Origin of the sequence: Microbacterium testaceum (genome assembly GCF_001476285.1) — a bacterium.
In the GTDB taxonomy this organism is placed as follows: Bacteria; Actinomycetota; Actinomycetes; order Actinomycetales; family Microbacteriaceae; genus Microbacterium; species Microbacterium testaceum_B.
This window is the reverse complement of record NZ_LDRU01000036.1, coordinates 1-22,637: the sequence shown is the minus strand read 5'-3', so window position 1 is coordinate 22,637 and position 22,637 is coordinate 1. Positions and strand designations below refer to the sequence as shown.

The 22,637-nt window shown below is 67.4% G+C and carries 28 protein-coding genes; 22 read left to right on the top strand and 6 right to left on the bottom strand.

Annotation, left to right across the window (positions count from 1 at the left end):
• Position 1: 1 nt before the first annotated feature.
• The 19 genes from rplE to NS283_RS07385 all read left to right on the top strand — a co-directional run bounded on the left by rplE (position 2) and on the right by NS283_RS07385 (position 11,949).
• Complete coding sequence (gene rplE / locus NS283_RS07475; protein WP_058596242.1) at positions 2–592, top strand: 50S ribosomal protein L5; 591 nt, start codon at positions 2–4, stop codon at positions 590–592.
• Positions 593–683: 91 nt separating this feature from the next.
• Positions 684–1,082, top strand: a complete 399-nt coding sequence (gene rpsH, locus NS283_RS07470; protein WP_058596241.1) for a 30S ribosomal protein S8 — start codon at positions 684–686, stop codon at positions 1,080–1,082.
• Positions 1,083–1,088: 6 nt separating this feature from the next.
• Positions 1,089–1,625 carry a 50S ribosomal protein L6 gene (gene rplF / locus NS283_RS07465; protein WP_058596240.1) on the top strand — a complete coding sequence of 179 codons (537 nt, stop codon included), beginning with the start codon at positions 1,089–1,091 and terminating at the stop codon, positions 1,623–1,625.
• 2 nt (positions 1,626–1,627) lie between these two features.
• On the top strand, positions 1,628–1,987 hold the full coding sequence (rplR, locus tag NS283_RS07460) for a 50S ribosomal protein L18 (RefSeq protein ID WP_058596239.1): 360 nt from the start codon (positions 1,628–1,630) through the stop codon (positions 1,985–1,987).
• A complete protein-coding gene (rpsE, locus tag NS283_RS07455) occupies positions 1,984–2,664 on the top strand; it encodes a 30S ribosomal protein S5 (protein WP_013583999.1) in 681 nt (226 codons plus the stop codon). The genes rplR and rpsE overlap by 4 nt, the downstream gene beginning before the upstream one ends.
• Complete coding sequence (rpmD, locus tag NS283_RS07450) at positions 2,664–2,849, top strand: 50S ribosomal protein L30 (protein WP_013583998.1); 186 nt, start codon at positions 2,664–2,666, stop codon at positions 2,847–2,849. Before rpsE ends, rpmD begins: the two co-directional genes overlap by 1 nt.
• Complete coding sequence (rplO, locus tag NS283_RS07445) at positions 2,849–3,382, top strand: 50S ribosomal protein L15 (RefSeq protein ID WP_058596238.1); 534 nt, start codon at positions 2,849–2,851, stop codon at positions 3,380–3,382. The genes rpmD and rplO overlap by 1 nt, the downstream gene beginning before the upstream one ends.
• Positions 3,383–3,491: 109 nt before the next feature.
• Positions 3,492–4,814 carry a preprotein translocase subunit SecY gene (gene secY / locus NS283_RS07440; RefSeq protein ID WP_058596253.1) on the top strand — a complete coding sequence of 441 codons (1,323 nt, stop codon included), beginning with the start codon at positions 3,492–3,494 and terminating at the stop codon, positions 4,812–4,814.
• Positions 4,811–5,407, top strand: coding sequence for an adenylate kinase (locus NS283_RS07435; RefSeq protein WP_058596237.1), 597 nt, complete (start codon positions 4,811–4,813; stop codon positions 5,405–5,407). The genes secY and NS283_RS07435 overlap by 4 nt, the downstream gene beginning before the upstream one ends.
• A 2-nt stretch (positions 5,408–5,409) precedes the next feature.
• Positions 5,410–6,252, top strand: a complete 843-nt coding sequence (gene map / locus NS283_RS07430; RefSeq protein ID WP_081317307.1) for a type I methionyl aminopeptidase — start codon at positions 5,410–5,412, stop codon at positions 6,250–6,252.
• Positions 6,249–6,953 (top strand): DsbA family protein, encoded by a 705-nt coding sequence (locus NS283_RS07425; protein WP_058596236.1) that lies wholly within the window; start codon positions 6,249–6,251, stop codon positions 6,951–6,953. Before map ends, NS283_RS07425 begins: the two co-directional genes overlap by 4 nt.
• A 141-nt stretch (positions 6,954–7,094) precedes the next feature.
• Positions 7,095–7,316, top strand: coding sequence for a translation initiation factor IF-1 (gene infA, locus NS283_RS07420; RefSeq protein WP_013583992.1), 222 nt, complete (start codon positions 7,095–7,097; stop codon positions 7,314–7,316).
• Positions 7,317–7,377: 61 nt separating this feature from the next.
• The gene (gene rpmJ, locus NS283_RS07415; protein WP_005050492.1) at positions 7,378–7,494 is read left to right on the top strand and encodes a 50S ribosomal protein L36; all 117 of its coding nucleotides are present in this window, start codon (positions 7,378–7,380) and stop codon (positions 7,492–7,494) included.
• 179 nt (positions 7,495–7,673) lie between these two features.
• Positions 7,674–8,048, top strand: a complete 375-nt coding sequence (gene rpsM, locus NS283_RS07410) for a 30S ribosomal protein S13 (RefSeq protein ID WP_013583991.1) — start codon at positions 7,674–7,676, stop codon at positions 8,046–8,048.
• Positions 8,049–8,084: 36 nt separating this feature from the next.
• On the top strand, positions 8,085–8,483 hold the full coding sequence (gene rpsK, locus NS283_RS07405) for a 30S ribosomal protein S11 (RefSeq protein ID WP_013583990.1): 399 nt from the start codon (positions 8,085–8,087) through the stop codon (positions 8,481–8,483).
• 178 nt (positions 8,484–8,661) lie between these two features.
• Positions 8,662–9,651 carry a DNA-directed RNA polymerase subunit alpha gene (locus NS283_RS07400; RefSeq protein ID WP_013583989.1) on the top strand — a complete coding sequence of 330 codons (990 nt, stop codon included), beginning with the start codon at positions 8,662–8,664 and terminating at the stop codon, positions 9,649–9,651.
• A gap of 43 nt (positions 9,652–9,694) precedes the next feature.
• Positions 9,695–10,255 carry a 50S ribosomal protein L17 gene (gene rplQ / locus NS283_RS07395; RefSeq protein WP_058596235.1) on the top strand — a complete coding sequence of 187 codons (561 nt, stop codon included), beginning with the start codon at positions 9,695–9,697 and terminating at the stop codon, positions 10,253–10,255.
• A 78-nt stretch (positions 10,256–10,333) separates the two neighbouring features.
• Entirely contained in the window at positions 10,334–11,191 is an 858-nt protein-coding gene (gene truA / locus NS283_RS07390; RefSeq protein WP_058596234.1) for a tRNA pseudouridine(38-40) synthase TruA, read from the top strand.
• 65 nt (positions 11,192–11,256) lie between these two features.
• Positions 11,257–11,949 carry an endonuclease/exonuclease/phosphatase family protein gene (locus tag NS283_RS07385; protein ID WP_058596233.1) on the top strand — a complete coding sequence of 231 codons (693 nt, stop codon included), beginning with the start codon at positions 11,257–11,259 and terminating at the stop codon, positions 11,947–11,949.
• Positions 11,950–12,032: 83 nt separating this feature from the next.
• Here NS283_RS07385 and NS283_RS07380 read toward each other — a convergent pair whose 3' ends face one another.
• Positions 12,033–12,599, bottom strand: a complete 567-nt coding sequence (locus NS283_RS07380) for a hypothetical protein (RefSeq protein WP_058596232.1) — start codon at positions 12,597–12,599, stop codon at positions 12,033–12,035.
• A 204-nt stretch (positions 12,600–12,803) separates the two neighbouring features.
• Positions 12,804–14,570, bottom strand: coding sequence for a DUF4012 domain-containing protein (locus NS283_RS07375; RefSeq protein ID WP_058596231.1), 1,767 nt, complete (start codon positions 14,568–14,570; stop codon positions 12,804–12,806).
• Positions 14,571–14,657: 87 nt separating this feature from the next.
• Here NS283_RS07375 and NS283_RS07370 point away from each other — a divergent pair, with 87 nt between their 5' ends.
• Positions 14,658–15,284 (top strand): hypothetical protein, encoded by a 627-nt coding sequence (locus tag NS283_RS07370; protein ID WP_081317306.1) that lies wholly within the window; start codon positions 14,658–14,660, stop codon positions 15,282–15,284.
• Position 15,285: 1 nt separating this feature from the next.
• Here NS283_RS07370 and NS283_RS07365 read toward each other — a convergent pair whose 3' ends face one another.
• Entirely contained in the window at positions 15,286–16,404 is a 1,119-nt protein-coding gene (locus NS283_RS07365; protein WP_058596230.1) for a GGDEF domain-containing protein, read from the bottom strand.
• Entirely contained in the window at positions 16,401–18,068 is a 1,668-nt protein-coding gene (locus tag NS283_RS07360) for an ATP-binding protein (protein ID WP_081317305.1), read from the bottom strand. The genes NS283_RS07365 and NS283_RS07360 overlap by 4 nt, the downstream gene beginning before the upstream one ends.
• Positions 18,069–18,242: 174 nt before the next feature.
• On the opposite strand from NS283_RS07360, the gene NS283_RS07355 reads away from it, so the two are divergent.
• Positions 18,243–19,043 (top strand): fructose 1,6-bisphosphatase, encoded by an 801-nt coding sequence (locus tag NS283_RS07355; protein ID WP_153003299.1) that lies wholly within the window; start codon positions 18,243–18,245, stop codon positions 19,041–19,043.
• A gap of 55 nt (positions 19,044–19,098) precedes the next feature.
• Here NS283_RS07355 and NS283_RS07350 read toward each other — a convergent pair whose 3' ends face one another.
• On the bottom strand, positions 19,099–20,172 hold the full coding sequence (locus NS283_RS07350; protein ID WP_058596228.1) for a hypothetical protein: 1,074 nt from the start codon (positions 20,170–20,172) through the stop codon (positions 19,099–19,101).
• Between the two features lie 149 nt (positions 20,173–20,321).
• Here NS283_RS07350 and NS283_RS07345 point away from each other — a divergent pair, with 149 nt between their 5' ends.
• On the top strand, positions 20,322–21,797 hold the full coding sequence (locus NS283_RS07345; RefSeq protein ID WP_058596227.1) for a glycosyltransferase family 2 protein: 1,476 nt from the start codon (positions 20,322–20,324) through the stop codon (positions 21,795–21,797).
• Between the two features lie 103 nt (positions 21,798–21,900).
• Here the strand turns inward: NS283_RS07345 and NS283_RS07340 are convergent.
• Positions 21,901–22,637: response regulator transcription factor (locus NS283_RS07340; RefSeq protein WP_058596226.1), on the bottom strand; the 737-nt coding region annotated here is incomplete at its 5' end.

Below are 22,637 nucleotides of genomic sequence, written 5' to 3'. Positions count from 1 at the left end.
CATGAGCACCGTGACTGCCGCGGAGACTGGCAAGATCCAGCCCCGCCTCAAGCAGAAGTACAACGCCGAGATCAAGAAGGCGCTGCAGGACGAGTTCGGCTACGAGAACGTCATGCAGATCCCCGGCCTGGTCAAGGTCGTCGTGAACACCGGTGTCGGCGAGGCCGCTCGTGACAGCAAGGTGATCGATGGTGCGGTCGACGACCTCACCAAGATCACCGGTCAGAAGCCGGTCGTCACCAAGGCCCGTAAGTCGATCGCCCAGTTCAAGCTGCGCGAAGGCCAGGCCATCGGCGCGCACGTCACCCTCCGTGGTGACCGCGCGTGGGAGTTCGTCGACCGCCTCGTCAACCTCGCTCTGCCGCGCATCCGCGACTTCCGCGGTCTGTCGCCCAAGCAGTTCGACGGCAACGGCAACTACACCTTCGGTCTCCAGGAGCAGTCCGTGTTCCACGAGATCGACCAGGACCGCATCGACCGTGTCCGTGGTTTCGACATCACCATCGTCACCACGGCCAAGACCGACGACGAGGGCCGTTCGCTGCTGCGTCAGCTCGGTTTCCCGTTCCAGGCGGCGGACGCTCAGGCCTGATCCTTGGGCCCCCGGGTTTCCGGGGGCCCATCATCGAAGGTCGCCTGTCGTGTAACGGCAGGCGAAACCTCATGAACGAAAGAAGCAACACATGACGATGACAGACCCGGTCGCAGACATGCTGACCCGTCTGCGCAACGCGAACTCGGCGCACCACGACTCCGTGTCGATGCCGAGCTCGAAGCTCAAGACCAACATCGCTGAAATCCTCAAGCAGGAGGGTTACATCGCCGACTGGAACGTCGAAGACGCCCGTGTCGGCCAGACCCTCAACATGACGCTGAAGTACGGCCCGAACCGCGAGCGGTCCATCGCCGGCATCAAGCGCGTCTCGAAGCCCGGCCTCCGCGTGTACGCGAAGTCGACCGAGGTCCCCACGGTCCTCGGCGGGCTCGGCGTCGCCATCCTGTCCACCTCCTCCGGTCTCCTCACCGACCGTCAGGCCGAGCAGAAGGGCGTCGGCGGGGAAGTCCTCGCCTACGTGTGGTGATCTGACATGTCGCGTATCGGACGTCTTCCCATCGACATCCCCGCCGGAGTCACCGTCACGGTGAACGGCCGGGAGGTCTCCGTCAAGGGCCCCAAGGGCGAGCTCGCGCTCACCGTTGCGCAGCCCCTCGAGGTGTCGGTCGAGGAGAACCAGGTTCTCGTCACCCGCCCCGACGACGAGCGCGAGTCGCGGTCGCTCCACGGCCTGACCCGCACGCTCATCAACAACAACATCATCGGTGTCACCCAGGGCTACACCAAGGGCCTCGAGGTCGTCGGCACGGGTTATCGCGTGGCGCAGAAGGGCAGCTCGGTCGAGTTCGCCCTCGGCTTCTCGCACCCCGTCTTGATCGACCCGCCCGCGGGCATCACCCTCACGGTCGAAGGCAACAACAAGCTCACCGTGAGCGGCATCGACAAGCAGGCTGTCGGCGAGGCCGCCGCCAACATCCGCAAGATCCGCAAGCCCGAGCCCTACAAGGGCAAGGGTGTGCGCTACGCGGGCGAGGTCGTCCGCCGCAAGGCCGGAAAGGCTGGTAAGTAAGCATGGCTGTGCAGTCGAAGTCTGTTGCTCGCGCACGTCGCCACGCGCGCCTTCGCAAGAAGGTCGTTGGCACCGAGCTGCGCCCCCGTCTGGTCGTGACGCGTTCGGCGCGCCACGTGTTCGTCCAGGTCGTGGACGACAGCAAGGGCCACACCGTGGCCTCCGCCTCCACCCTCGAGACCGACCTGCGCGGCTTCGACGGTGACAAGACCGCCAAGGCCCGCAAGGTCGGCGAGCTCGTCGCCGAGCGTGCGAAGGCCGTCGGCGTGTCCGACGTCGTGTTCGACCGTGGCGGGAACCGGTACGCCGGTCGTGTCGCCGCGATCGCCGACGGTGCCCGCGAAGGAGGGCTGAACCTGTGAGTGACAACAAGGAGACCGAAGTGACCGAGCAGACTGCACCGGCTGAGGGTGCGGCTGCGGCCACGGCCCCCGCCGAGCGTGAGCGCGAGCCGCGTCGCGGTGGTCGCGAGCGCAACACCAACCAGCGCGACCGTGGTTCGCGCGACCGTAACGAGAGCCAGTTCCTCGAGCGCGTCGTGACGATCAACCGCGTGTCGAAGGTGGTCAAGGGTGGTCGCCGCTTCAGCTTCACGGCGCTCGTCGTCGTGGGCGATGGCAACGGCGTCGTGGGTGTCGGTTACGGCAAGGCCCGCGAAGTCCCCCTCGCCATCTCGAAGGGTGTCGAAGAGGCCAAGCGCAACTTCTTCCGCGTTCCGCGCTCGGGCTCGACCATCCCGCACCCCGTCCAGGGTGAGGCCGCTGCCGGTGTGGTGCTCCTGCGCCCCGCCGCCGCCGGTACCGGTGTTATCGCCGGTGGTCCCGTCCGCGCCGTCCTCGAGTGCGCCGGCATCCACGATGTCCTCTCGAAGTCGCTCGGCTCGTCGAACACGATCAACATCGTGCACGCGACCGTCGAAGCGCTGAAGTCGCTCGAGGAGCCCCGCGCCGTGGCCGCTCGCCGTGGCCTGGAGTTCGACCAGGTCGCCCCGGCCCGCCTCGTGCGCGCCGAGGCCGCCGCTCAGAAGGTAGGTGCCTGATGGCCGAGCGTCTGAAGGTCACGCAGATCAAGTCCAAGGTGAGCGAGAAGCAGAACCAGCGTGACACGCTGCGCTCGCTCGGTCTCAAGCGGATCGGCGACTCGGTCGTCCGTCCCGACGACGCGCAGACGCGCGGCTACGTCAAGACCGTCGCCCACCTCGTCAAGGTTGAGGAGATCGACTAATGGCTGACAAGAAGGACGAGACCGCCACGGTCGCCGCCCCGAAGAAGGCCTCGGCCCGTAAGACGGCTGAGAAGAAGGAAGCTCCCGCGGCGCGCCCCGGCGTGCTGAAGGTCCACCACCTGCGTCCCGTCCCGGGCGCCCGTACCGCGAAGACCCGTGTGGGTCGCGGTGAGGGCTCGAAGGGTAAGACGGCCGGTCGCGGTACCAAGGGAACCAAGGCCCGTTACCAGGTCAAGGTCGGCTTCGAGGGTGGGCAGATGCCGCTGCACATGCGCACCCCGAAGCTCCGCGGCTTCAAGAACCCGTTCCGCGTCGAGTACCAGGTCGTGAACCTGGAGAAGCTCGGCGAGCTCTACCCGCAGGGTGGCGACGTGACCGTCGCCGACCTGGTGGCCAAGGGCGCCGTGCGCAAGAACGAGAAGGTCAAGGTGCTCGGCACCGGCGACATCTCGGTCGCGCTGACCGTCTCGGTCGACAAGGTCTCCGGCTCCGCAGAGCAGAAGATCGTCGCCGCGGGCGGCACCGTCAACTGACGCTCGAACCCCGGAGGGGCCGGCGGCCTTACGGCCGTCGGCCCCTTCTGGGTTAGTCTGATTTGGTGTGCGCCTGCGGCGCGCCGAGATCGTTCTGGAGGAATCCCCTTTGTTCAGCGCCATCGCGCGGGTTTTCCGCACGCCCGACCTGAGGCGCAAGATCGCCTTCACGTTGGGGATCATCGCCATCTACCGGCTCGGTGCTCATGTCCCGTCGCCGTTCGTCGACTTCCCCAACGTTCAGCAGTGCCTGAGCGACTCCGGAAGCACCGAGGGTCTGCTGTCGCTGGTGAACCTCTTCTCCGGTGGCGCCCTGCTGCAGCTGTCGATCTTTGCGCTCGGCGTCATGCCCTACATCACGGCCACGATCATTGTGCAGCTCCTGCGCGTCGTCATCCCGCACTTCGAGACGCTCTACAAAGAGGGCCAGGCGGGACAGGCGAAGCTGACGCAGTACACGCGCTACCTGACCATCGCCCTCGCACTGCTGCAGTCGACCACCCTGGTCACCGTCGCACGTTCCGGCCAGCTCTTCGGCTCGGCCGGCATCCCCGAGTGCCAGCAGCTCCTGACGAATGACGTCTGGTGGGCTCAGCTGCTGATGATCATCACGCTCACCGCCGGTACGGGCCTCGTCATGTGGTTCGCCGAGCTGGTCACCGAGCGCGGCGTCGGCAACGGCATGTCCATCCTGATCTTCACCTCGATCGCCGCGACCTTCCCGGCCGCCATGATGTCGATCCTCAACTCGCGCGGTGTCGAGGTCTTCCTCCTCGTCCTGGCCGTCGGGATCCTGGTCGTCGCGCTCGTCGTCTTCGTCGAGCAGTCGCAGCGCCGCATCCCGGTGCAGTACGCCAAGCGCATGGTCGGCCGCCGCACCTACGGCGGTACCAACACGTACATCCCGATCAAGGTCAACATGGCCGGTGTGGTGCCGGTGATCTTCGCGTCGTCGCTGCTGTACATCCCGGCGCTCATCGCGCAGTTCAACCAGCCCCAGGCCGGTCAGGAGCCGGCCCCGTGGGTCACCTGGATCTCGCAGTACCTCACGCGCGGTGACCACCCGCTGTACATGCTTATCTACTTCCTGCTGATCGTCGGCTTCACCTACTTCTACGTCGCCATCACGTTCAACCCCGTCGATGTCGCCGACAACATGAAGAAGTACGGTGGGTTCATCCCCGGCATCCGCGCGGGACGCCCGACCGCCGAGTACCTCGACTACGTGCTGACGCGCATCACGCTCCCCGGCTCGATCTACCTCGGCCTCATCGCGCTCCTGCCGCTCGTCGCCCTCGCCACGGTCGGCGCGAACCAGAACTTCCCCTTCGGCGGCGCCTCGATCCTCATCATCGTGGGTGTCGGTCTCGAGACGGTGAAGCAGATCGACGCGCAGCTCCAGCAGCGCCACTACGAAGGGCTCCTCCGATGACGGCACGCCTGTTGATCGTCGGCCCACAGGGCTCGGGCAAGGGAACGCAGGGCGTCCGCATCGCGGAGGCCTTCGGTATCCCCGTCGTCTCGACCGGCGATGTGTTCCGTGCGAATGTGGCCGCAGGCACCGACCTCGGCAAGCAGGTCACCTCGATCATCGACGCCGGCGACCTCGTCCCCGACGAGCTGACCAGCGCGGTCGTGCGTGACCGGCTGTCGCAGCCGGACGCGGGGGAGGGGTTCCTTCTCGACGGCTACCCGCGCAACCTCGCGCAGGTGATGCACCTCGATGAGTTCCTGGGCGGACGCGACGAGGCCCTCGACGCCGTCATCGCACTCGTGGTTCCCCGTGACGAGTCTCTGGCGCGCCTCACCGCCCGCGCGGCCGAGCAGGGCCGCGCCGACGACACGGCCGAGGCGATCGAGACCCGCTTGAACATCTACGAGCGCGAGACCGCCCCGATTCTCGGGGTCTACGGGACGCGAGGGATCGTCGACGAGATCGACGGTGTCGGCGGGCTCGACGACGTCACGGACCGGATCTTCGCGGCGCTGGACGCGCGCGGACTCCGCCGTCGTTCGGCTGACTGACAGTGGTCTTCCGCTCCTCGATCTACAAGAAGCCCGCTCAGCTGCGCGCGATGGTGGAGCCCGGGCTGATCACCGCCGCCGCGCTCGACGCCGTGCGCGCGCTGATCGCTCCGGGCGTCACCACGCTCGAGCTCGACGAGGCCGCCGCCCGGGTCATCGCCGAGCGCGGTGCCGAGTCGAACTTCCAGATGGTGCGCGGCTACCGCCACACGATCTGCGCGTCGGTGAACGAGCAGGTGGTCCACGGCATCCCCAGCGAACGCCCCCTTCGGGCGGGCGACATCCTGTCCATCGATGCGGGGGCCCAGTTCCGCGGGTGGAACGGCGACTCGGCCTTCACGGTCATCGTGCCGGGCGACGCGCCGGAAGATGTCGTCGCTCCCCGGCGCCGCCTGTCGGAAGTCACCGAAGGCTCGCTGTGGGCGGGCATCGCGGCGCTGAGCCGTGCTTCGCACCTGGCGGAGGTCGGGGCTGCTATCGAGGCGTACATCGACGACAACGCGCCGGAAGGCGGCTACGGCATCCTGCGCGATTACGTCGGGCACGGGATCGGGCGGAAGATGCACGAATCGCCGAGCGTCTTCAACTACGCCGTGGCCGACAAGGGCCCGGAGGTGCGCCCCGGTCTTGCTGTGGCCATCGAACCGATGGTCGTCATCGGCGATCAGGCCACCGAGGTCGAGGACGACGGGTGGACCGTGTCGACGATCGACGGCACAGCCGGCTCCCATTGGGAACATAGCGTCGCCGTGCACGATGGAGGCATCTGGGTTCTCACCGCTCCCGACGGTGGTGCAGAAAAACTGGCGCCCTTCGGTGTGGTGCCGAAGGAGATCGATTCATGATGATGGCTGCGGCACGTAAGGCCACGAACTGGTTCGCGATCGGCATCACCGCTGCCGCGGTGGTGGTCGTGCTCGTCGTGGGCGGTGTCGTGTGGTTCGCCAACAGCCAGGCGACCTCGCCCGGGACCCTCCCGCAGTCCTCGGCGGTCAACACGGACACGGGTGCGATCTCGGTGGGCTCCGGCTCGAAGACCGTCGACACCTATGTCGACTTCATGTGCCCCATCTGCAACTCGTTCGAGCAGTCGTACGGACCGACCCTGCAGCAGCTCGTCGACGATGGCACGATCACGCTCAACATCCACCCGATTTCCATCCTCGACCGGTCATCGCAGGGGACCCAGTACTCGACGCGTTCCGCCAGCGCGGCCTACTGCGTCGCGGTCGACGACCCCGCGAACATTCCCGCTTTCGTCAAGGCGATGTACGCGCAGCAGCCCGCAGAGGGAACGTCGGGCCTGGACGACGCCACGATCGCGTCGATCGCGACGAGTGCCGGCGCATCGGATGCCGTGACCTCCTGCATCAACGATGGCACCTACGAGAAGTATGTGACGGCGATGACCCGTCAGACCCCGATCCAGTCGGGCGCGAGTGGTGTCTCCACTCCCACCATCGTCGTGAACGGGACGCTCCTCACCAACAAGACCGACCTGACCGGTGACCCGCAGAAGGACATCGTCGCCCGTCTGAACGGCTGACGACACTCCCGGCGAGTTGCCGGGTTGAGCATTACCACGTATGCTTGATCTTTGGTGCGTTGCGCCTTCATTGGCGTGTCGAAGCACCGAACCCCCATCCACCGCAGACCGGCCGGTCTGCAACTGAGCGTGAGCGAGTTTATGGCGAAGAAAGACGGTGTCATCGAGATCGAGGGCACGGTGTCCGAGGCACTGCCCAACGCGATGTTCCGTGTCGAGCTGACGAACGGGCACAAAGTGCTCGCGACCATCTCGGGCAAGATGCGGCAGAACTACATCCGCATCATCCCGGAGGACCGCGTCGTCGTCGAACTGAGCCCGTACGACCTCACCCGTGGTCGTATCGTCTACCGCTACCGCTGAGTCCGGCCGAGAAGTAACGAACCGCACCTCGCGGCTTCGAAGACAGCGAAACAGGAACATCATGAAGGTCAACCCCTCCGTCAAGCCCATCTGCGATCACTGCAAGGTGATCCGCCGCCACGGGCGCGTGATGGTGATCTGCAAGAGCAACCCGCGCCACAAGCAGCGCCAGGGCTGAGCTTCCAGCTCGACGTCGTTCCACTCGACGTCATCTCCAACTGAATACACACCGGCAGGATCAGATCCGCCACTCGGACGCTTCGACGAGCTCAGCGACCGAACGGCGGGGACACCTCGGGGCGGAGGCCCGAGCACCGATCCTGCTCCACACCTCCAGCACACTCTGAGGAGAGCCGCATGGCACGTCTTGCCGGCGTCGACATCCCGCGCGATAAGCGCGTGGTGATCGCACTTACTTACATCTACGGCGTGGGCCGCACCCGCTCCGTCGAGATCCTGAACGCGACCGGCATCAGCCAGGACGTCCGCGTCAAGGACCTCACCGACGACCAGCTGGTCGCGCTGCGCGACCACATCGAAGGCACCTACAAGGTGGAGGGTGACCTCCGTCGCGAGGTCGCCGCCGACATCCGCCGCAAGGTCGAGATCGGTTCCTACGAGGGCCTGCGCCACCGCCGCGGCCTCCCGGTGCGCGGTCAGCGCACGAAGACGAACGCGCGTACCCGCAAGGGCCCCAAGCGCACCGTCGCCGGCAAGAAGAAGGCGCGCTAAGCCGCGGGCTGAGCGTCAGGATTCAGGAGAACGCACATGGCACAGGCCAAGTCCGCCGCGCGCAAGCCGCGCCGCAAAGAGAAGAAGAACATCGCTGTGGGTCAGGCCCACATCAAGTCGACGTTCAACAACACGATCGTTTCGATCACCGACCCCTCGGGTGCCGTCATCAGCTGGGCCTCGTCCGGCGGTGTCGGATTCAAGGGTTCGCGCAAGTCGACGCCGTACGCCGCCGGCATGGCCGCCGAGTCGGCCGCCCGCCAGGCGCAGGAGCACGGCGTCAAGAAAGTCGACGTCTTCGTGAAGGGTCCGGGTTCGGGTCGTGAGACCGCGATCCGTTCGCTCACCGCGGCCGGCCTCGAGGTCGGCTCGATCCAGGACGTGACGCCGCAGGCCCACAACGGCTGCCGTCCGCCCAAGCGTCGCCGCGTCTGACGCGTCTGTTCCCGGGGAGAGTTCTTCGCTCCCCGGGAACGCCGCGCTCACGCGCGATTCAGACTTCCGGATGCCGAGACCCGCGGTCGCGGTCCCCACAGCATCCCGCGAGTACAACTCAACACCTCACCCCATTACACGTGTCATATAGCGGGCACGTGATCGAAAGGAACACATAGTGCTCATCGCACAGCGTCCCACTCTGACCGAGGAGAAGGTCGGGGAGTTCCGCAGTCGTTTCGTCATCGAGCCCCTCGAGCCCGGCTTCGGTTACACCATCGGCAACGCCCTGCGTCGTAGCCTGCTGTCGTCGATCCCCGGCGCGGCCGTCACGAGCATCCGCATCGACGGCGTCCTGCACGAGTTCAGCACGATCCCGGGCGTGAAGGAAGACGTCACCGAGATCATCCTGAACATCAAGCAGCTCGTCGTCTCGAGCGAGCGTGACGAGCCCATCACCGCGTACCTGCGCAAGACCGGCTCCGGCGAGGTCACGGCCGCGGACATCTCGGCTCCGGCCGGGGTCGAGGTGCACAACCCCGATCTGGTCATCGCGACCCTCAACGACACCGCGAAGTTCGAGCTCGAGCTCACCATCGAGCGGGGCCGCGGCTACGTCTCGGCCACGCAGAACCGCAACGAGTACGCCGAGGCGGGTCAGATCCCGATCGACTCGATCTACTCGCCCGTTCTCAAGGTCAGCTACCGCGTCGAGGCGACCCGTGCCGGCGAGCGCACGGACTTCGACAAGCTCGTCCTCGACGTCGAGTCGAAGCCTTCGATCGCTCCGCGCGACGCCGTCGCTTCGGCCGGGCGCACGCTCACCGAGCTGTTCGGCCTGGCCCGCGAGCTGAACGTCGAGGCCGAGGGCATCGAGATCGGCCCCGCGCCGGTCGAGACCGTTCTCTCGAACGAGCTGTCGATGCCGATCGAGGACCTCGATCTGTCGGTTCGTTCGTACAACTGCCTTAAGCGCGAGGGCATCAACACGGTGTCCGAGCTGGTCGCCCTCTCGGAGACCCAGCTGATGAACATCCGCAACTTCGGTCAGAAGTCGGTCGACGAGGTGCGCGACAAGCTCGTCTCGCTCGGCCTCTCGCTCAAGGACTCGGTGCCCGGCTTCGACGGTGCCCAGTTCTTCGGCGGCTACGACGAAGAGACCGTCTGACCCCGTCAGACCCGACCGAACCTTCCTACTGGAGTAACACGAAATGCCTAAGCCCACGAAGGGTCCCCGCCTCGGAGGCGGCCCGGCCCACGAGCGTCTGCTTCTCGCGAACCTCGCCGCAGCGCTGTACACGCACAAGTCCATCAAGACGACCGAGACGAAGGCCAAGCGCCTTCGCCCGCTCGCTGAGCGTCTCATCACGTTCGCCAAGCGTGGCGACCTGCACGCGCGTCGCCGCGTGCTGAGCGTGATCGGTGACAAGGAAGTCGTGCACACCCTGTTCACGGAGATCGCGCCGCTGGTGGCCGAGCGTGACGGCGGATACACCCGCATCACCAAGGTTGGCAACCGCAAGGGTGACAACGCCCCCATGGCTGTCATCGAGCTCGTTCTCGAGCCTGTGACGAAGAAGCCCTCGTCGTCGAAGGCCGCCGCGGCTCCTGCTGCTGCCGCCCCGGCTGAGGAGCCCGCCGCCGAGGAGACCGTCGTCGACGAGACCCCCGCGGTCGACGAGTCGGCTGAGGCCGGCGCCGAGTCGCAGGACGAGGGTGCCGCCGCTGAGGCTGCTGCCGAGGACGCCGTCTCGGACGACGCCAAGGCCTGAGTTCCGCTCTCCAACGAAGCCCTCACCCCACCGGGGTGAGGGCTTCGTCGTGTTTCCGGGTCGCCGTAGGCTGGAGGGGTGCGTCTTCGACTCGACATCTCCTACGACGGAACGCACTTCCGGGGGTGGGCCCGACAACCGGGATTGCGCACCGTGCAGGGAACCCTCGAGGATGCCCTCGCGCGCATTCTGGGCGGTGACCCGCGTCTGGTCGTGGCGGGACGAACGGATGCCGGCGTGCACGCGTCCGGACAGGTGGCGCACCTGGATCTCGACGACCACCAGATGGCGAGATTGCCGCGTCGTCGCCGCGAAGGCGACGAGGACGACGCCGTCGCTGCCCTCGCGGGGCGTGTGCGCGGCGTTCTGGGCGCGTACCCCGACGTGACCGTGCACCGCACCACGCTCGCCCCCGCGGGCTTCGACGCGCGCTTCTCGGCGGTGTGGAGGCGGTACACCTATCGGGTCGCGGACGCGAACTCGGGATACGACCCTCTGGAACGCCTGCGCACGACCACGGTCAAGGCTCCTCTCGACGTCGAGGCCATGCACATCGCTGCTCAGCGCCTCATCGGCCTGCACGACTTCGCGGCCTACTGCAAGGCTCGCGAGGAGGCCACCACGATCCGCACCCTGCTCGAGTACGACTGGCGGCGCGGGGATGACGGCATCCTGGTCGCGAACGTGCGAGCGGATGCGTTCTGTCACAGCATGGTCCGCGCGCTCGTGGGCGCGTGCGTGGCCGTGGGGGAGGGGCGCCTCGACGTGGAGGACGTGGTCCGCATCCGAGACGACGGGCGCCGGACCCCCGACACCAAGGTGCTGGCAGCACGGGGGCTGGTGCTCGCGCAGGTGGGATACCCTGCCGACGATCTGCTGGCCTCTCGCGCCGAACAGACGCGGAACCGGAGGGATGCCGACGACATCGGCGCATGAATCGTCCAAGAGTGCATCCGCAACCCCCGTTGCGCGAGAGAGCGCGGCTCTAGGCTGGTGCCGTCATGAAGGTCATCTCGTACAACCTCCGCAAGCACCGCGCCGCCGGTGAGCTGTCGAAACTCGTCGACGAGCACGCGGTCGACGTGTTGTGCCTGCAAGAGTGCGACACGCGAGACATTCCTCTCGAAATCTCAGGTCTCCGGCTCGCCGAGGCGACCCAGCGCAATCGCCTCGGCCTGGCCGTCTACTACCGGGAGAACACGTTCCGGGCCGTGGAGGTGCGCGCGATCGCGCTCAAGAAGTCGCTGCACGACTACGTTCTGAAGCCGGCCGAGGAACGAATGCTGGGTGTGCGGCTGCGTGATATCGACGACGGCCGCGAGATCATCGTGGCGTCGTTCCACGCGGCGCCACTGACGGCGCTGAACTCTCTTCGACGGCACCAGATCCGCACGGCCCTCAACGAGCTGCAGAACCTCGGACCGGGGCTTCCCGCTCTCATGGTCGGCGACTACAACTACCCGGTCTTCAAGGAGAACCTGGGACAGAAGGTGCGCGATCAGGGGTACGAGCTCACTTTGAGTGACGCACGGACGTACACCCGGTACCGCTTCTTCCGCGGGCACTACGACTTCGCCACCTCGGTGGGTTTCGACATCGCTCACATCCGCACGTTGCCGCAAGGGCTGAGCGATCACCTACCGATTCTCATCACCGCCGAGGTATCGACGTCGCCCACGTTCGCTGGTTCCTGATCGACGAGCGCCCAGCCGTTGGGACGCGAAAGGTGGGATCGCCCGAAGGGGCGATCCCACCTTTTCTCTCTCGCGTGTGAGCGTCAGGCGGCCGTCTGACGACGACGGCGCACGACGGCGCCGATACCTACCGCGGCGCCCGTGGCGACGAGCGCGCCACCGGCGATCCACAGACCCGTGGTGGCGCCGCCGTCGATGCCGGTCTTGGCCAGCCCCGCTGAGGCCGGCGGCGTCGTCGGGGTCGGGCTCGCCTTCACAACGAGCACCTGGGCGTGCAGGACGGTGCCGCTCGTCGCGCCCGTGAAGGTCAGATTGTAGGTTCCGATGGCGTTCGAGGGGAACGTGATCCGGACGTTGAGCTTGCCGGCGTTCGCGCTCGTGTGCAGGTTGGAGTTGGTCTCGACCGCCGTCTTCACCAAGCCGAGGGTTGCGCCCGAGGCGCTTTCTCCGGTGATGGAGATCAGCACGTCTTCGTTACCCGTGAACGGGGTGCCGGGCGTGGTGAAGGTCGAGGACTCGCCCGGAGCGATCGTGCTCGGCGTCGCGGTGATGGCGGACGGATCGACGTAGGCGTTGGCGGCGGTCGGTGCCAACAACACGGCTGCGGCCAGCGAGACCGCAGCAGCAGCGCGGAGGATCGTGTTCTTCATGGTGGGTCCCATCTCGGTGGCACGGTGGCCGGGTGGAAGTCGAAGAGCGACCCGCTCGACCTCTGCCGGTGAGGATCGCCCCAGACGGCAGTCTTTCGAAGGAGTCCGCCGGGGTGCCGTCATATCGCGGCGTATTCACGAGCTGAGGCTGTGGACTTCACCAGGGCCGGGCGGTGTGCCCGTGGTGACCCGTCTGTTCCTCGATCAGTTCCCGCCGCAGCCGGTGGCTCCGCGGCCGATCGCCGGACTCACGATCGTCGGCGTCACAACGGCACCGAGATGCGGCGTCCACGGCGTGGACACGCGCACGTCCAGATGCGCTTGTTCGCCGGGCGCAAGCTGAACGGACCACTTCAACACGGGTCGTCCCTCGAGGGTTCCACCCGCGAAGCCCGGCGGTATGCCGTCCGTCGTCGACGCGTACTCCTCCAACCTCCCTTCGGCGGGGAGGACGACGTACACGCCCGTGAGCGCTTCGCCGACGGGGACTCCGTACTCGCCGCCTCCCGTCACATAAGAGGGCAGGGAGGCCGGATCCGGGGCGTCGTTGCGCAGCGTGACGCCCAACACCGCCGAGTCCTGCCCGCACCACGCGACGTCGACGCTCGGGCGCAGGTAGGAGTCCATTTTCGACCCGGTACCGTCGTTGAGGTAGACCCCGAACGTGGACCGATCCGTGCCGTCATCGGGCAGCGTGCCCTGCAGCGTCGTTCCGTCGAGGATCGCCTGCTCGTCGGCATCCGCGCTCCAGAGCATCAGCCGGCCCTCGGAACCGGCCCTCATGAGGGCGGCGAGAAGGAGCTCGGGATCGGCGCGCCCCTCGGCGAGAGCGGAGAAGACGGCCGCTGTCGCTGCGCGGAAGAACTCGTCCTGACGAGCGGGGTCGGGGTATCGCTGATAGACCTCCTGCAGCAGAAGAGGCACGGCGTTGTCGGGCGTGAGGTGATCGCCGGTCGGCAAGGTGACCGGCCCCGTCGCCTTCAGGACGTAGCCGAGGGTGACGGGGTCAAGGGTGATGACGCCGTCGACGGTCCGCCCGCGGAGGCGCTTCCACATCTCTCGGGCGATCGGTGCACCGAGGGTGAAGTCCGGTACCTGCGTGACGTTCTGGATGTAGCGCGCCGGTCGCGTGTCGAAGAGATCCTGGACTTCGCCGGGGAGATCGACCACCGGCTCGGCTTCGACCGGGAAATCGGACGTCGACGCCTGGTCGACGAGCGCGAAGCGCCCGTCCTGCGTGTCGACCTGTGCGACCGCGCCGACGATGCCGCCGAGCGAACGCCATTCCGCATTGTTCTGGAACAGGACGAGGTAGGACCGCTGTCCGCCGGCGCCCAGCATGCGCGGGAGCAGCAGGGTTGCTCGATGGAGAGCGTCCGATGCGGACGCTGCGCCGTCGACGAGCTCTCGCGCGCGCGTGACGCCGTCTCGAAGCGGACCGAGGAGCGGTGCCGTGTCGATGCGGGACAGTTCGTCCGCCGCGGCGCGAAGGTGCGTCGCGGCGGCGTCGGCCTCGGGTTCGAGCGACGCGATGACGGTCGTGTCGAAAGCGCCCTCCCGGGGCCGCAGGACGTCCGTGGAGAGCCCGGATGCCGCGGACGAGAGCGGCCCGAGACCTTCGGAGACGGCGGTGTCCAGCGCCGCGGAGGACACGGCGAGAGCCCGGAGTTGCGGCCCGATCCACGGAAGCGGTTCCGCCCACGACCACACGGGGTCGCTCGTCAGGGAGCGGGCCGCGGAGGTGTCGTCCCGGACGGTCGCGAGCGCCACCGCGATGGTCGGCGGATCGTGCGGGTCGGCCTCTGCTGCCTGGAGCGTCTGGCGTGCGGACGAGAGGTGAGCGACGGCCATGCCCCCGCGCACGCCGATCCACGCGGCGGCGACGAGCCCGACGACGAGAACGGCCCCGAGGCTCCAGGCGAAGACGCGTTCTGCCCGACCCGCCGGCCGACGATCATGAGTACCGATCACCCACGAACAATAGGACGCCCTCGAGCGGGCGTCAGAGGCCCGGGTGGTGCGCGTCACCCTAGAATTGACCGCGACGGGGGAGGGTGCATGCGGAACCGGGCGCGTGGTGGTCGTGTCGTGCTGGGCGCGGTCGGTGTGGCGATGACGTTCGCCGTCGCCGGGTGCGGAGCGCCGCCGTGGGCGCAGGGCGGCAACGCTGCGCCGGCGTCTCCGTCGCCGACGCAGGTCTCCTCGCCGGCGCCCCAGCCGGTGCCCAACGACCTCTCCAGCGGTTCGACGCAGAAGACCGTCACCGCCGGGGCCGTCTCGGCGACAGTGAACTACTGGTCCACGCTGTCGATGGACAAGTGGACTCCCACCGCTCTGAAGCCGGTGAGCCTGTCGATGGTAACGACGGTGACGCCCGACGACGGTCAGAAGGTCTACCTCCAACGCGCGACCATGACCGCGGTCCCGGGGAACGAGACGCAGTCCTTCGCGCCGCTCGCCGCTCAGACCGACCAGTCGAACGCACCCGGTTACCTCGTACTCGCGCCGTACAGCTACTCGCAGACGTTCAACGTCGGCGAAGTCCCGGCCGACGCCACATTTGTCACCCTGCAATTCACCTACGAGTACCTCGTGCAGGCGACGCCCACGTCGGACGAGTACGCCAAGCAGACGGCCAGCGACACGCTCACTGTCGCGATCGCGGGCGGCGGATCCGCCGGCTGATTCAGAGCCGGACGCGTTCCCACCGGTCTCCGCCGAGACGCTGAGCCGTCGACGCCGCCGTGTCCGCCTGCTCGACGAGCGCATCGAAGTCGTAACCTGCGGCTTCCGCGGGTACCCACCCGACGCTGGCCGAGAGCTGGACGGCGATCCACGACGTGGCATCCATCTCGGTGAATCGGCGGAGCACCGTTCGCACGTACTCACGGACCACGGTGTCGGGGCGCGCCACGACGACCACGAGATGACCGCTCGCCTTGCGTCCGATGTCTGCTTCGGCGGGAAACACCTCGGTGATGAGCGACTCGAACGCCGAGATGATGTGCGCCCAGTTGTTGTCGCCCGCCGCGCTGCGCAGGTGAGTCGGATCGTCCACCTGGATCGAGAGCGCCACCCAGCCGGGCTCTGCGGCACGGCCCGCACGTCGCAGACGATCGGATGCCGTGACGGCGAACTGCGGCCACGCGGTCGCCGTGAGCGAGTACCCGGGGGAGACCGACGTGAAGTAGAGCAGGCTGACGGTCGCGCACACGAGGTAGATGAGCATCGCGAGCCCGTTCAGCAGGCGCGGAAGCTGGAGGTCACCGATCGCTGCCGGAGCCACGATCGCCGAGACCACGCTCGCCAGGGCGAGGACGACGAACCCAGCCGAGACGACGAGGAGAGGGAGCATGAGACGCTCCCGTCCGTCGGGGGAGCGCCTCAGCTCGAGGATCGTCAGCCCCGCGAACACGGCGGCGGCGAGGAACGCCAGACGGAACACGAGGCCGTATGCGGCGGCATCCTGTGCGAAAAGGAAAAGCACGGCCGAGCACACTCCCTGCAGCGCACCCACCCACGGCAGGGCCCGCCCGCCCCGCCGCGCCCGGAAGCCCGACCAGATGAGCGCCGGCGCGCCGAGCATCAACCCCAGCCCCACACGGCGGAGTGACTCGTCGCCGACCGCGACGCCGACGACCGATGTCCAGGTGCTGCTCATCGCGAGCAGGAAGGCCAGCGACCAGAGCAAGGCCGCGCGGGAAGGGCGGGGGAGGAAACCCAGGCTGACGATCATGATCGACGCGAGGGTGGTGACCGTCGCCTGCGCGAGGCTGAGATTCGCGAGGGTCTCTACCGCCGTCACTCCTCGCGATCCTTCAGCGGGATCGGGAGGACGACCGTCACCGTGGTGCCGGATCCGAGTTCGCTTTCCAGTGACACGGTGCCTCCGTTCTCTTCGACGATCCCTCGGACGATCCCCATCCCCAGGCCCGTCCCCGGCGTCGAACTGTCTCGGGCCGCGCGTGAGCGGAAATAGGGGTCGAAGATTCGCGGCAGGTCTTCGGCCGGGATGCCGATCCCCGTGTCGGCGAATCGCAGGACGACGCTCTCGTCGCCGACCTCCGCGGAGAGACGCACCGTGCCGCCGCCCGGGGTGTACTTGATCGCGTTGCTCAGGATGTTGTCGAAAGCCTGCCGGAGCCGGAACGCATCGCCGACCACTTCGGCGGTGTCGGGAAGATCGTCGATGATGCTGACTCGGCGCGACGCGGCGGCCGGGCGGAAGGATTCCAGCGACGACGCGATGATTCGCATGGCATCCGCGGTCTTCGGCGTGTCCTTTTCCCGGAAGACACCTCGCGAGTTCGCCAGGATCTCGGAGATCAGCTTCTGCATGCGTTCCCCGGCGCCGGCGATGACCTCGAGCTGCTCCCGCACTTTCGGCGAGAGATCAGGGTCGTCGAGAGCCAGATCGGCGTGACCGATGATCGCGGTCAGCGGGTTGCGCAACTCGTGCGAGACCGTCGCGGCCAATCTTTCGCGTGCACGCTCGGCCTCGATGAGAGCGGTGATGTCGTGGACGATCAGAAGCGTGCTCTCCGGCTCGTCGGACGAGACGAGGCGTCGGGTGGAAGCGGAGAGGGCGTGCCACGCCCCATCTACGTCGAACAGCCAGACCCGCTCGTCGTCGAACTGCTCGCCTCGCGCGGCACGGGCGAACGGGCGCTCCGACTCGCTCAGCGGCTCGCCGCGCAGGGTCGCGTACTCCACGGCGCTGCCGGGCCGCTGCGGCTCGTCGCGATCGATGCCGTACAGCGACAGGTAGGTGTCGTTGAGGGCGAGGACCTCGCCGTCCGCCGACATGCGCGCGATGCCCGTGTCGAGCCCGTTGAGCACCTGCGAGACGCGCCTCTCCTGACCCGTCACGCGTTGCAGGGTGCCCTGCAACCGACTGGCTTGGCGTCGCAAGAGCTGTTTGAACGCGCGGGTCTGCCTCGACGAGAGATAGGCCGTGATTCCGATGAACGTCAGGGACAGGAGGACGACGATGAGTCGGAGAGCGGTCGCCGGTCCGGACCCGTTGGCGGCGGCGTCGATCACGATGATGACGCCGACGGTCGCGAGGGTCGAGATCAACAGGGTCACGGCGAAGTGCGTCGCGATCCACGTGATGGGGAACACCCAGAAGAACCCGAAGCGCAGATCGGTGCCGAAGCTCAGCAGCCCGATGCCGATGATGTCGCCGAACGGGATGATGGCCACCGCACTTCGCGGGAGGCGATGCCAGGGCACGATGATGGCGACCGCGGTCAGGGCGATGACGACGCCGACGCCCGTCGAGAACGTCCACACGGCGAAGAGAGACGGCTCGAGAGCCTGAGTGAGCAGCACGGTGATCACCACGCTGGCTCCGAGCACGAGCTGCAGGAGCCAGACGGAACGCGTTCGACTACTGGGAGTGGACCCCTCGTCGACTTCCAGCGCCCGGATCGGTGCTGCCGAACTCGCGCTCCTTCCGGCTGACATGTCTTCGAGTGTATCGACGGTGGTGTAGTCTTCTGCGCGCCATCCTGTCTCTGCTCGCCGTTTGTGCCCACCGGGGCACGTCGTCCGGTCAGACTCCCCCTGAGGCCTGCATCCCGCAGTGTGATGGTCGTTCATCGACCTCTGCGCACAAGCGCCCTCCCTCAGGAGACACCCGTGACCACGACCCCTCGCCGACGCGTTCTGCGCGCGCTCGCGCTCACCTCCGCGCTCATCGTCGGACCGATCGCCCTCAGCGGGTGCAGCCAGGTCATCGACGCGTTCAACGCCTTCCAGGGCCACTCATCCACGAATCAGTCCGTGGTCGTGCCGACGACCGCCCCGCAAGCGGCGTCGACCAGCATGCCGTTCGACTCGCGCTTCACCTATGACGGTTCGGTGACCCTGTCGTCCGAGGTCGCCGATGGCCTCGAGGTCCGTCTCGACGTCTGGGCCGTCGACCCCAAGCGCACGATGGAGTGGACCCCCACCAACGAGAAGCAGCTCGGCTTCGCGGTCAACGTCTACGATCACCGTGTCGACGAGAAGGCCGTTCTGACGCAGAAGCGTCGCGTCTATCTCTCCTCGGTCTCCATCACGTCGCAGACCGCCCAGACCGGGGGACAGGTGTCGAACCCGTTCCAGTTCAGCGCCGATCCGCGCACCCTCGTGCCGTCGGACACGCTTCGGTCGGACCGTGGACTGCTCCTCAACAGCTTCCAGGGCGGTCTGCTGGTGCCCACGACCTCGATCCGCCAGCTGCCGAACGACACATACGGCATCACTCTCGAGTTCGCGCTCAACGTCGCGGTCGAAGGAACGGCCAACACGGACGCGTCATTCAGCCAGCAGACGGTCTACCAGTACCTCCCCATCGCGATCTATCCGACCGACAACACGCAGACGACCCCCCAGAGCACCACCACCGACACCAACGGTCGCGCGCCCGGATGGGGGCAGACGAGCGACCAGGGCTGACCCGGCCTCGACGCTCGTTCGGCACGGCGCCCTCCCCGCCAGGCTCCCACCGATGTCAGTGGGGGAGAGGCTGGCGCGGTCGGAGGCGGCGGCTCTCCATGAGCATCGAGACCCCGTCGACATCACCGACCCGGTGATGCTCGAAGAAGAGATCCGGGGTGTCGTCGTACCCGATCAGCGGCATCGCCGTGGCGAACGCGTCGCGGACGGACTGCTCGACCCGAGCGACCTCCGCGCCCGCCGGGAGCAGGAAGAAGACGGTGTCGCGCGCGGGCACCCCCGCGCCGACCGCGGACAGCGTCTCGCGAGCGGCATCCACGAGGGCGGTGAGCATCTGCTCGGCGCGCTCGTTGCTGTGGGCGGCCCGTATGAGGTCGATTTCGGGAATGCGCACGACGACCACGTCGATGGCCGAATGTTCTTCCAACAGATCGTGGGCCTCGCGTCGAAGTGCCCCGCGGTCGTGCGCTCGCGTCCCGGGGGCAGGGTCGTCGTCGAGTTGCCGGCCCATCTGGAGGGTGGCGATGGTGACGGCGCAGATGGTGAGCGCACTCACGACCGAGGTGAGCTCTGCGGAACTGACCTTCTCCCAGAGCGGTGAGTTGATCCCCGTCGCACCGGCGACGACCAGGCGGCTCGCGTTGTACGCGGCGAAGACCGCGAGGGATCCGGCGAGAAGGGATGTCCCGCGGATCGCGCTGACCGGTGCGCGGCGCGCCTCCATCGCGGCCAGAGTACTGAAGGCGGCGATGCCGAAGGTCTTCCAGAGGATGGCGTCGTCGAGGGGCATGACGTACGTCATGCCGAGCATGAGAATGGCGCCGGCGCCCGCGGTGATCGCACCGATCGCCCGTCGCGCGTTGAGGCGCCGAAGCCCCGCCCACGCCAACGCGGGGGCGAAGACGTTCGTGGCGTTGCCGATGGCGGCGGCGAATGTGCCGCCGCCCATCTCTTCGAGGATGTTCAAGAAAGCGCACGCCAGCGCGGCGAGCGCCGCGATCCCGAAGTAGCGGACCAGCTCGGCACGCGGCCCTCCGCGATCGTCACCGTGACGGCCGTGAGCGAGAAAGAGCAGCGTCACGGAGAGAGCGGCGGCGGCGACGGCGGCGATGAGATCGAGGACGGCCATCGGCGGGCGCTTTCTGCTCCTGCTCCCCTGAGCGGATCTTGAGGGAATCTTGCGGGGACGGTGCCGGATCGCGGCGGGCGTCTTGCGGTGAACCTACCAGAGTGGGACATGGCCGACACGCCACCCCTCCGAAAAGGAAAGACACCGCCATGACCGATGCGCGCAGCTTCGCCCCTCACACCAAGGCACTCGCCTACACGTCCGATGACGTGAACGGCGGGGCGGCCTCGGAGCATGGCTTCGCCGACGACTTCGCGGCGGTGCTGGAGAACACCTCGGTCCACCGTTCGACGATCGGCTGTGTCATCCCCGCGTACAACGAGGAGGAGTCGATCGCCGCCGTGATCGAGGCGCTTCTCGGCCAGACCCGCGTGCCCGATGTCATCCACGTCGTGGTGAACAACACGTCCGACAACACCGTCAAGATCGCGTCCGAGTACAGCGGCCCTCACGAGGTCGTCACCGATCTCGGCGAGCAGTTCACCGAAGTCTTCGTCCACGACATCGGCAAGAACCCCGACAAGAAGGTCGGTGCCCTCAACTACGGGTACTCGCTCGTCGAGGGCTACGACTACCTCCTGGGCGTCGACGGCGACACCATCGCCGACAGCAAAGCCGTCGAGTACCTCGAGACCGAGGCCGTCTCCGACTCCCGCATCGGTGGTATCTCGGCGATCTACACGATCGACGACCGCCCCATCAAGGGAGTGGTCGCAAAGTTCCTCACCGCCGGGCAGCGCACGCAGTTCGCGGCCTTCAACCTGCAGAACATGCTCCGTGGACGCAACATGGCCGTGCTCGGCGGGCAGTTCTCGATCTTCTCGACCAACGCGCTCCGCGACGCGATGAAGCAGAACCACCAGGTCACCCCGTGGGTCAAGGACTCGGAGGTCGAGGACTCGCTCCTCTCGCTGCAGATCAAGAGCGCCGGCTACCTGACCAAGATCAGCCCGTACGCCCGCGCCGACGTGGGCGGCATGACGACGCTCTCCGGGTACGACGCCCAGCAGGTGAAGTGGACCTACGGCGCGATCGAGCTGATGTGGCCCGGCCAGCGCGGTGACACCAAGGGGCAGCCCTTCCACCCCAACCTGCGCCTGCGGTGGTTCGAGAACTTCGGCATGCTGACGAACCTCTTCGTCCGCGTGGCGTTCCTCACCCTGCTCGCGGGATCGCTCTCGATCGGTGCGTTCGTCTTCTCGCCGCTGTGGCTCATCCCGCCCGTGATCGCCATGCTGCTGAACCTGCGCATCGCGCGCACGATGAAGGCCGTCAACCGTCGGGACATCCTGTTCGCCGTGCTCTTCTTCCCGGCCGAGATCTTCATGTGGATTCGCATCAGCCACTTCGTCCGCTCGTGGACGCGCTTCCTGTCCCGCAAGAAGGTCGACAACTGGGCGATGCAGGCCAAGGCCGAACGCGGTGGCGGACTCGGCCACTGGGCCCCGATGGTCGTGCTCCTCGCCGTCGCCGTCGCGCTCGCCGTGATCTGGGTCATGGTCGGCCCCATGGTGCAGTCGTCGATCCTGTGGATCGGGTGGCCGATCGTCGGTGTCGTCACCGTTCTGCAGACCCTCCTGATGTTCTCCAAGCTCGTCCGTCGTCACCACGGCTTCAAGGTGTGACGGACACCCGATCTGATCGCGACCCGAACGCGTCAGAAAACACGGATGCCTCGGCCCTGGGGAGGGTCGAGGCATCCGTTGTATCCGCCGGAGGGGCGAAGGATCAGGGAGCGGCCATCAACTCGGACGTGAGGCGATACCCCACCCCGCGGACCGTTTCGATGTAGCGCGGGTTCGCGGGGTTGTCGCCGAGCTTGCGGCGGAGGTTGGTCATGTGTGCCTCGATCGCCCGCTTGTCGGCCTCACCGACGAAGTAGCTGGTCACGTAGGACTCGCCTCGGAGAACCAGCGTGAGGTCGGCCTTGCTCCGCACGCGTCGCTTCGACTCCATGAGCGTCGCCAGGAGGTCGAACTCGGTGCGCGTCAGCTCCAGTTCGTCGCCGCCGACGAGCACGATCCGGCTGTCGGGGTCGAGCTGGAGGTCGCGGTGCACGATCCAGGGGCCGCCGCCAGGGGTGACGGCGTTGTTCGATCGGGCGGCGACGTCGGACGACGGGCGCGTCGCGAGTTCCGCGCCGGCGTGTTCCCGGGGCTCCGGGCCCTGGGATGAGGGAACGACGACGGGGACGCTCGTCGCGGCGGGTGGGGGAGCCGTCGGCGGGACGGCCGCGGGTGCCTGCTGTTCGGCCGGGCGTGCTGCCGGGAAGGACGGGCCCACGCTGTCCTGTCGCGGGGCGGCACCAGCGGTCCCGGCGGCGCGGGGCCGGCGCAGAAGCGCCTCGATGCGCGCGCGCAGCTCGCGCGGTCGGAACGGTTTCACGACGTACTCGTCGGCACCGGCGCCGAGTCCGAGGACGACGTCGGCCTCCTCCTCGAGCCCGGTCAGCATGATGATGTACG